The sequence below is a fragment of the Streptomyces sp. UNOB3_S3 genome (genome assembly GCF_020740895.1).
GTDB lineage: Bacteria > Actinomycetota > Actinomycetes > Streptomycetales > Streptomycetaceae > Streptomyces.
On record NZ_JAILXP010000341.1, the window covers coordinates 1 to 7,749 of the forward strand.

The 7,749-nt window shown below is 71.5% G+C and carries 5 protein-coding genes; 4 read left to right on the plus strand and 1 reads right to left on the minus strand.

Translation table 11 applies throughout. From position 1 onward, the window contains the following. Positions 1–200 precede the first annotated feature (200 nt). From K6I33_RS28030 to K6I33_RS28045, 4 genes are all read left to right on the plus strand, one after another. Entirely contained in the window at positions 201–953 is a 753-nt protein-coding gene (locus K6I33_RS28030) for a TIGR03089 family protein (protein WP_229357329.1), read from the plus strand. A gap of 151 nt (positions 954–1,104) precedes the next feature. Next, a complete protein-coding gene (locus K6I33_RS28035; protein ID WP_229357330.1) occupies positions 1,105–2,520 on the plus strand; it encodes an LCP family protein in 1,416 nt (471 codons plus the stop codon). A gap of 280 nt (positions 2,521–2,800) precedes the next feature. Then, positions 2,801–4,567, plus strand: coding sequence for an LCP family protein (locus tag K6I33_RS28040; protein ID WP_229357331.1), 1,767 nt, complete (start codon positions 2,801–2,803; stop codon positions 4,565–4,567). 98 nt (positions 4,568–4,665) lie between these two features. Then, entirely contained in the window at positions 4,666–6,456 is a 1,791-nt protein-coding gene (locus tag K6I33_RS28045; protein ID WP_229357332.1) for an LCP family protein, read from the plus strand. Between the two features lie 111 nt (positions 6,457–6,567). Here the strand turns inward: K6I33_RS28045 and K6I33_RS28050 are convergent, their stop codons facing one another. After that, positions 6,568–7,566, minus strand: coding sequence for a glycosyltransferase family 2 protein (locus K6I33_RS28050; protein WP_229357333.1), 999 nt, complete (start codon positions 7,564–7,566; stop codon positions 6,568–6,570). Between the last annotated feature and the right edge of the window lie 183 nt (positions 7,567–7,749).

A 7,749-nucleotide genomic window follows, 5' to 3' on the forward strand; every position in this document is an offset into this window, starting at 1 on the left:
AGGACAGGGTCAGGGCGGCGGCGCAGAGGGTGGCGGCCGGGGGGACGAGATTTCCACGCATGCCTGAAATCCTGGACATATACGTACTAATCTGTCCATTGATCCGCTGACGGCGAGTCGGCTCCACGGCCGTCCCACCGGCCCGGGGGACACCTCCGTCCGACTGACCGTCACCCGGTGCGCCGCGTACCCTGGCGCCGATGAACGCCACCGATCGCACCCCCGCCGACCTGCTGCGTTCCGCGCTCGCCGCGGACCCGGCCCGCCCGCTCGTGACCTTCTACGACGACGCCACCGGCGAGCGCGTGGAACTGTCCGTGGCCACCTTCGCCAATTGGGTGGCGAAGACCGCCAATCTGCTCCAGGGCGAGCTCGCCGCCGAGCCCGGCGACCGCCTCGCGCTCCTGCTGCCCACCCACTGGCAGACGGCCGTCTGGCTGCTCGCCTGCTCCTCGGCCGGCGTGGTCGCCGAGGTGGGCGGCGACCCGGCCGCGGCGGACCTGGTCGTCAGCGGCCCGGACACGCTGGAGGCGGCGCGCGCCTGCTCCGGAGAGCGCGTCGCGCTCGCCCTGCGCCCCCTGGGCGGCCGTTTCCCCCAGGCCCCGGCGGGCTTCGCCGACTACGCCGTCGAGGTGCCGAGCCAGGGCGACCGCTTCGCCCCGTACGCCCCCGTGGACCCCACCGCCCCGGCGCTCACCGTGGCGGGGCTGGAGCTGACGGGCGCGGAGCTCGTCGAGCGGGCGGCCGCCGACGCCGCCCGGCTCGGCCTCGGCGCCGGCTCGCGCCTGCTGTCCGGGCTGGCCTACGACACCTGGGAGGGCCTCTCGACGGGCCTGTTCGCGCCGCTCGCGGCGGGCGGCTCGGTCGTGCTGTGCCGCAACGCCGACCGGCTGTCCGCCGACGCGCTGGACCAGCGGCGCACGAGCGAGCGCGTCACCGTGACGGCCCTGTAGACGCTGCCGGAGCGCCGCGTCCGGGCGATGATCGGGGTACGTGCCCCTCGGGCACCGGCACCCGGCCCCCGTCCGGACGCCGGGCCCCGCCGGGCGCGTACGCCACCGACTCCACGGAGGAGGGCGCAGCGCAGCCGTGAACCGTCCAGGCATGTCCGGCCCGCCGGACGGCCCCTTCACCGGGGAGCCGTACGGCCGGCCGGCGACGCCCCGCCGGCCGGGCCGCCGGCGGCGCTGGCTGCGCCGGCTGGCGGCGGTGGCGGCGGTGCTGGTGCTCGTCGTCGCGGGGCTGGGCTGGGTGCTCTACGAGCAGCTCAACAGCAACATCACCACCGACGACGAGACCGCCGAGGAACTGCGCCGCTGGGAGAAGCAGCGCCCCAGCGCGCTGGTGCGGGGCGCCCAGAACATCCTCGTCATCGGGTCCGACACCCGTAGCGGCTCCGGCAACGGCAAGTACGGCGAGGACAGCGGCAGCCAGCGCTCGGACACCACGATCCTGCTGCACCTGGCCGCCGACCGGAAGAGCGCGACCGCCGTCAGCCTCCCCCGCGACCTGATGGCGACGATCCCCAGCTGCCGCAAGCGCGACGGCTCGTACACCAACGAGCGCTTCGCGCAGTTCAACTGGGCGTACGAGCTCGCGGGCACCGCCTGCACCATCCGGACCGTCGAGAACATCACCCGGATCCGGATCGACCATCACATCGTCCTGGACTTCAACGGTTTCAAGAACCTCGTGGACGCCATGGACGGCGTGGAGCTCTGCCTGGACAAGCCCATGGACGACCGCGAGGCCAAGCTCCACCTGCCCGCCGGGCGCCAGACGCTCGACGGGGAGCAGGCCCTCGGCTACGTACGGGCCCGCTACAGCCTGGGCGACGGCAGCGACACCGAACGGATGGGGCGGCAGCAGAAGTTCCTCGGCGCCCTGGTGCGGGACATGCGGAGCGAGGGCCTGCTGCTCAATCCCGCCCGGCTCTACCCGGTGCTCGACGCGGCCACCAAGTCGGTGACCACGGACGCCGGGCTGGACTCGCTCAGGAAGCTCTACGACCTGGTGCGCACCGTGCGGGACATCCCCACCGAGCGGGTGCAGTTCCTGACGGTCCCTCGGCGGCCGTACGCATTCAACAGCGCGCGCGACGAGCTCGTCCAGCCCGACGCGGACCAGTTGTTCCGTCAGTTGCGGCTGGACCAGCCGGTGTCGGTGAGTGCGCGGGTGCGTCCGGCCGACGACAAACCGGGGGACGACCGTCACGACCGGCACGGCCGGGGCAGGAGCGGGCGGGATCCGGGCCCGGAGGGGACCGACGGCACGGGGACCGAGGGCGGCGAGGCGCCGCCGGCTCCCCCCGCGTCGGCCGCGCCGCCCGCCGGGCCCGTGGCGCCGCCCCCGCAGGCGCCGGTCGCGCCCGCGCCGCGGACCGTGCCCGTTCCGTCCTCGGCGGTCCCCATGGCCTCCCAGGCGCCTCAGGCGCCCCCCTCGGCCACGGCATCCTCACCGCTTTCCACCGCCCCGCCGACCTATCAGGGCACCACGGCGGCGCGCGGGATGTGCGGCTGACCGCCACTCAACGCCGCAAACGCGATAAAACCGTCAAACGACCCGACCGGTTTTTCGTCTCCGTGTTCGTCTCGACATCCCTCTCCGCGAAGGGATTGGGCAGATTGCCCAGTTGTAGGGGAGTGCAATTTGTCACGGGCGTCGCTTGACGCTGAACTGGGCGGATAGTGTGAGCGACCCGGTGCGCACCGCCGGGTTGACCGCGCACTGCACAGACGACGCTCCGAGCGCCTCGAGGGGGGTAGGCGCCGCGTGGCACCGACGGAGGATTCAAGCGACCGTGGACGCGCAAGGCCGTGGGCGGGCGGGCGGTATCGACCCCGCCGACCAGTGGGTGTTCGACCCCGAGACGGGCAGCTACGAGCTACGTCTCGATCAAGCCGGGGAGCCCGCGCCGGCTCCTCGTGAGACGTCCGCCGCGACGTCCGGCCAGGCACCCCGCACCTCGCCCAGACCGCCCACCTCCTCCCGGCCCAAGCCCGGGGGCGGCCGCACCGTGCCGGGCCAGCGCGGCACGGGAGCCGGTGGCCGCCGGGCGGCCGGGGCCAAGGCGACGGCCACCGGGCGCCGCCGGCCCAAGCCGAAGAAGAAGGCCGCCGCGAAGAAGAAGGTCCTGATGTGGACCGGCGGCACGATCGGCCTGGTGCTGGTGGTCTGCTCGGTCGGCGGCTATCTGCTCTACCAGCACCTCAACGACAACATCGACAAGATCGACGTCGGCATCAACAACGGGGTGTTCACCAAGGGCCCGATCAACATCCTGGTCATCGGCACGGACAAACGCTCCGGCAAGGGCAACACCGGCTACGGCGACGACGGCAGCGTCGGCCACGCCGACACCACCGTGCTCTTCCACGTCTCCGAGGACCGGACGAACGCCACCGCGCTGTCCATCCCGCGCGACATGATCACGGACATCCCTGACTGCCCCACCAAGCAGAAGAACGGCTCCACGAAGACCATTCCCGGCTCCAAGGGCGTGCGCTTCAACGAGAGCCTGGGCCAGGAGGACCGTGACCCGGGCTGCACCTGGCGGACCGTCGAGCAGCTGACGGGCCTGAAGGTCACCCACTTCATGATGGCCGACTTCAACGCCGTCAAGGAGCTCTCCTCGGCGGTCGGCGGCGTCGAGGTGTGCGTGGCCAAGGACATCAACGACCACGACTCCCACCTGAAGATGGCCAAGGGGCGGCACACCGTCGAGGGCGAGCAGGCCCTGGCGTTCGTCCGGACCCGGCACTCCGTGGGCTTCGGCGGCGACCTCAGCCGGATCGAGCTCCAGCAGCAGTTCCTGAGCTCGATGCTCCGGAAGATGAAGTCCGGCGACACCCTGACCAACCCCAAGAAGCTCTACGACCTCAGCGACGCCGCGACCAACTCGCTCACCGTCGACACGGGCATAGGCTCCATCAGCAAGCTGACGAGCCTGGCCAAGGAGCTCAGGAAGGTCAATCTGAAGAACGTGACCTTCGCGACCGTCCCCGTCGTCGACAACCCCGCGGACGGCAAGACCCGCAAGACGGTCATCCTGGACAAGCCCAAGGCCGAGCCGCTGTTCGCCATGGTCCGCCAGGACGTCTCCCTCACCGAGGCGAAGGAGAAGGAGAAGAAGGAGCAGGAGCAGGCCGACGCCAAGCAGGCGGCGCTGCTCCAGGGCCCGAAGGCCGAGCCCGCGAAGGTCCGGGTCAAGGTGTTCAACGGCAGTGGGCGGGTGGGCGCCGCCCAGGAGACCGTCGCCTGGATGCAGAACGGCAAGGGCATGGCGCACACCGCCAACGGCGGCAACGCCCCAGGGGGCAAGAAGGACAAGACCCTGCTGGAGTTCGCCCCCAACCAGGCCGACCAGGCGCGCCGCATCGCGGAGGACATGGGCCTCCCCGTCGACGCCCTGAAGCAGTCGACGGCCGACGCGTCCCCCACCGCCGAGATGACCCTCACCCTCGGCGCGGACTTCAAGGGCGCGGGCGTCCCGGTGTCCGCCCCGAAGAAGGCGCCGGAGGGGATTCAGAAAGTCGAAGCCGACGATGAGAACATCTGCGCCAAGTGAACCCTGACAATGGGCTTTCGCATCTCATAACGCAGTAATACTCATTAGGTACGACACGCCTGCCCCCATCGGGCCGGACACCAGCCAGGGGAGGCCCGATGCGGCAGAGCAGCGGCGTGCGGGGAGAGCAGCCCCGTGACGCCCGGGAGACCACGCCGGAGCAGGACTCCGAGCGGGGGTCCGCCAAGGAGAAGAGCTCTCCGAAGAAGAAGGGCGTCCCGGAGCAGAGCACGCCGAAGACCGCCGGCGCCAAGGGCTCCGGCGGCGCCGCGAAGGACACCGGCGCGGGGGCGGCCGCGGAGGCGGGCGACGCGGCCGGCGGCGCCCCCCGGCGCCGGATAGGCCGAATAGCCCGCTGGACCGCGCTCGGCGTCGCGGTCACCGTCCTCGGGGTCTCGGGGGTCGGGTACTTCTACTACCAGCACCTCAACGACAACATCCGCAAGAACAAGCTCAACCTCGGCGACAAGCAGCTCGACCGCAGCGCCGCCAACGCGGACGGACAGCGCCCGCTGAACATCCTCCTGCTGGGCTCCGACAGCCGGGGCAGCAAGGAGAACCAGGAGCTCGGCGGCGCCCGCGACGACGCCGACCGCCCGCCGCTCGCCGACGTCCAGATGCTCGTCCACGTCTCGGCGGACCGCAGCAACATGTCGGTGATCAGCGTCCCCCGCGACACCCGGGTGACGATCCCCAAGTGCACCGACCCCGACAGCGGCAAGGTCTACAGGTCGACCGACCGTCAGATCATCAACACCAGCCTGGGCAACGGCGGCCCGGGCTGCACGGTCGCCACCTGGGAGGAGCTCACGGGCATCCCCATCGACCACTTCATGATGATCGACTTCTCCGGTGTGGTGAACATGGCCGACGCGGTCGGCGGTGTCCCGGTGTGCGTGGACGCCAATGTGCGCGACGACAAGTCCGGCCTCCAGCTGACCAAGGGCACCCACACCATCAAGGGCAAGCAGGCCCTCCAGTGGCTGCGCACCCGGCACGGTTTCGAGGACGGCAGCGACATCGGCCGCACCCACGCGCAGCACATGTACATGAACGCGATGGTCCGCCAGCTGAAGGGCGGCACCAAGCTCAGCGACCCGGGCCAGCTCACGGATCTGGCCGAGGCCGCCACCAAGGCCCTCACCGTCGACAAGGACCTCGGCTCGGTGAAGGAGCTCTACGACCTCGCCGACGACATCAAGCGGGTGCCGTCCGGCCGGATCACCATGACCACGATGCCGTGGGCGACCGACCCGCAGAACCCGGACGCCCACGTGATACCCAAGCCGGGCGACGCGGACAAGCTCTTCTCGCTCGTGCGCAACGACATCGCCCTGGACGGCAAGGACAAGAAGAAGGACGACAAGGGCCCGGCGCCCACCGCCCCGCCCGCCCGCAAGAACGACATCGCGGTCACCGTCTTCAACGGCACCGGCACCGCGGTGGAGCCGCCGGCCACCGGGCGGGGCTCGGACATCGCCGCGTTCCTGGTCAAGCAGGGCTTCGCCAAGGCGAGCTCCGACTCCACGCCCCGGGCACAGGCGGACACCACGATCACCTATCCGAGGGCCGGGCAGCGTGCCGACGCCCTCACCGTGGCCAAGGCCCTCGGGCTGCCGGACTCGGCGGTGCGGCACTCCCCCGAGGTCCGGCAGATCACGCTGGTCGTGGGCGGGGACTGGCGTACGGGGACGGCGTACCCGGCGGAGGCGGCTGCGGGGGCGGCCGATCCGACCGCGACGCCGGGGACGCCGGACGCGTCCGGGACGCCGTCGCCCGGCCCCTCCGGGAAGCCGACGGGCGAGAACAAGGCACCCGAGAGCTCGGACCCGCTCAACGGCGCCGACGCCTCGGCGTGCATGAAGGTGAACACGGCGAATCGCTTCTGAGCGCTACCCGCGCCCCATCAGGGGCGCGGGACAGTGTCGATATGCGGCTACGCCGCGTGGGCGCGACCGGCCACGGACGGCCCGCGGTCGGGATCCGGAGGGGCTGGAAGGTCACCGCCGGCTGGCGATGACCTTCTTCGCCAGCGAGCGCGGGCTCGTCAGAAAGCCGTACCCCCACGACATGTGCATCGTCGCCAGCGCCACCGGGATCCTCAGCCGCGCGCCGGCCGGGAGGCCCTTGCCCGCCGGGACGGAACCGGCCGTGATCGCCGCGAGGTAGCCGGCCGGGACGACCAGGCCCCAGGGGCTGACGGTCGCGCCCACGACGACGCCCGCCGCGATGGCGCACACGGCGGCCGGGGCGGCGAGGTAGCGCAGGTTGATCGAGCCCTGGTGGTAGCGGGCCACGACATGGCGCCAGCGGCCGTAGTTCTTGTACTGCTTGGCCAGGGCCCGCACATCGGGGCGGGGGCGGTAGGAGACCTTGAGCTCCGGGGAGAACCAGATCAGCCCGCCCGCCTCACGGATCCGGAAGTTCAGCTCCCAGTCCTGGGCACGGATGAACTCCTCGTTGTAGCCGCCCTGCCGCTCCAGCTCCTCGCGGCGGAAGACGCCCAGGTAGACGGTCTCGGCGGGCCCGGCCTGGCCACCGGTGTGGAAGGCCGCGTTGCCCACGCCGATCCGGGAGGTCATGGCGGCGGCGACGGCCCGCTCCCAGTCGTTCTCGCCCTCGGCGTGCATGATGCCGCCGACGTTCTGGGCGCCGGTCTCATCCAGGAGCCGCACGGCGGTGGCGATGTAGTCCGGCGAGAGCATGCCGTGCCCGTCGACGCGTACCACGATCGGGTGACGTGATGCCTTGATCGCGGCGTTGAGCGCGGCGGGGGTGCGTCCCGTGGGATTCGGCACCGTGTGGACCCGGGAGTCCTCCGCGACGAGCTCCGCGGCGATCTCGTCCGTGCGGTCCGTGGACGGGCCGAGGGCGATGACCACCTCCAGCTCACCGGCATACTCCTGCTCCAGGATGTGCCGCACGGAGGTGCGCAGATGCCGCTCTTCATTGAGTACCGGCATGATCACGGAAACGGCTGGCAGCTGCTGATCGGGCATGGTTCCTCGGGGGTACGGGGGTCGGGATCACCACCCGGCGGACGACGGAAACGTCGGCCACGTTACCGCCAATGGGGGACGTGGTTCCGCCCCGCCCGGGTGGCGGAGCGGGCGCGGACGGCGTGGGGCCGCAGACAGATCATCGTATGGGCCTACGTTGTGTCCGCATGGCGAGGGAAGCGT

Excerpts from the sequence above, each read along its gene's own strand:
- K6I33_RS28035 (WP_229357330.1), top strand. The coding sequence starts at position 1,105 with ATGTCCGGCCCGCCGGACGGCCCCTTCACCGGGGAGCCGTACGGCCGG.
- K6I33_RS28050 (WP_229357333.1), bottom strand. The coding sequence starts at position 7,566 with ATGCCCGATCAGCAGCTGCCAGCCGTTTCCGTGATCATGCCGGTACTC.
- K6I33_RS28030 (WP_229357329.1), top strand. The coding sequence starts at position 201 with ATGAACGCCACCGATCGCACCCCCGCCGACCTGCTGCGTTCCGCGCTC.
- K6I33_RS28045 (WP_229357332.1), top strand. The coding sequence starts at position 4,666 with ATGCGGCAGAGCAGCGGCGTGCGGGGAGAGCAGCCCCGTGACGCCCGG.